The 1,331-nt window shown below is 71.2% G+C and carries 1 protein-coding gene and 1 pseudogene; both read right to left on the reverse strand.

What is annotated here, in order from left to right; genetic code table 11:
* Positions 1 to 82: 82 nt before the first annotated feature.
* Positions 83 to 949 (reverse strand): metal-dependent hydrolase, encoded by an 867-nt coding sequence (locus R6V09_RS53320; protein WP_317888582.1) that lies wholly within the window; start codon positions 947 to 949, stop codon positions 83 to 85.
* A gap of 69 nt (positions 950 to 1,018) precedes the next feature.
* Positions 1,019 to 1,331 (reverse strand): annotated as a pseudogene (locus R6V09_RS53325) (hypothetical protein); the annotation flags it as partial.

Consider the following 1,331-nt stretch of genomic DNA (forward strand, 5'->3'; position numbering starts at 1 on the left):
GAGACCCGCACCCGGCGCCGCAGCGCGCGCCGGGTCAGCAGCGCTGCACCGGCCAGCACCGCGACCGTGAGCGGCTTCGGCACTACTCCGCCCTCTTCTCGGCGGCCAGCGCCGCGGGCGAGGAGGCCAGATAGGCGACGGCCTGCTCGGTGCTGCCCTCCTGGGACGGGTGGTAGGCGCGGCTCAGGTAGCGGGGTATGGACCTGAGCATGTCGCCGGTCGCGGGCAGGGTGCCGCGCCGGCCGGCGACGTAGAAGTCCTTGAAGCTCGCGCGGCGGTCGACGAGGGTCGGGTCGTTCGCCATGAAGAAACGGGCCCCGCGCTGCCACAGGAACATCAGCGCGATGAACGCGGTGGCCCAGGTGCGGGCGCGCCGCCGGTAGCTGCCGTCGACGTGCATGAAGAGGTCGAAGGCGACGGACCGGTGCTCGACCTCCTCGGCGCCGTGCCAGCGCAGCAGGTCCAGCATGGTCGGATCGGCGCCGCGCCGGTCCAGCTCCTCGGCGTTCAGCATCCAGTTGCCGAGGAACGCCGTGTAGTGCTCGATGGCCGCGATGACGGCGACCCGCTCCAGTAGCCACCACTTCCGGGCCCGGCCCGGGGGCAGGGTGCGGTCGCCGAGCAGCTTCTCGAAGAACCAGTCGACCTGCGCGGTGTACGGGGTCGGGTCGAGGCCCAACTCCCGCAGATGCGGCAGAACTTCGTCGTGGGCCTGGGAGTGCATCGCCTCCTGGCCGATGAACCCGATCACGTCCTCGCGCAGCCGGTCGTCCCGGATGAGGGGCAGCACCTGCTTGTAGACGTGCACGAACCACCGCTCACCGGCGGGCAGCAGCAGATGCAGCACATTGATCGTGTGCGAGGTGAACGGATCGCCGGGCACCCAGTGCAGCGGGGTGCCCTCCCAGGAGAAGGACACCCTTCGGGCCTTGAGCGGCTTGTTGGACATGGCGTCAATGTACTGACGGGTAGGTCCGCGGGGAACCCTTGTGCGGGTACTTGTTGACGCCGGTGTCAGCTAGCGGAGGCCGGTGATCGTCCTGCCGTCGGCCAGCGTGCCCTTCAGCTCGGCCTGGACGCCCTGCTTCGTCTTCACGGCCAGCAGGCCGCCCTGCGCCGAGCCGTTCACCCCGCCCGTCGCCCTGACCGACTTCGTGTCCTTGCCGCCGGCGGCCAGCAGATACCAGGTGCCCGCCGCCGACTTCCACAGCACTCCGGCCAGCACCTGCGGGTCACGCGCCCCGCACGCCGCCACGTCCTGCGCCTTCGCGGCGACCGCGCCGTACGTCCCGCCCGGCGTGCGGAACTGCGCCAGCACCCGCTCGCCGCCG

Origin of the sequence: Streptomyces sp. W16 (assembly GCF_033194735.1) — a bacterium.
Taxonomy (GTDB): domain Bacteria; phylum Actinomycetota; class Actinomycetes; order Streptomycetales; family Streptomycetaceae; genus Streptomyces.

Excerpts from the sequence above, each read along its gene's own strand:
- R6V09_RS53320 (WP_317888582.1), bottom strand. The coding sequence starts at position 949 with ATGTCCAACAAGCCGCTCAAGGCCCGAAGGGTGTCCTTCTCCTGGGAG.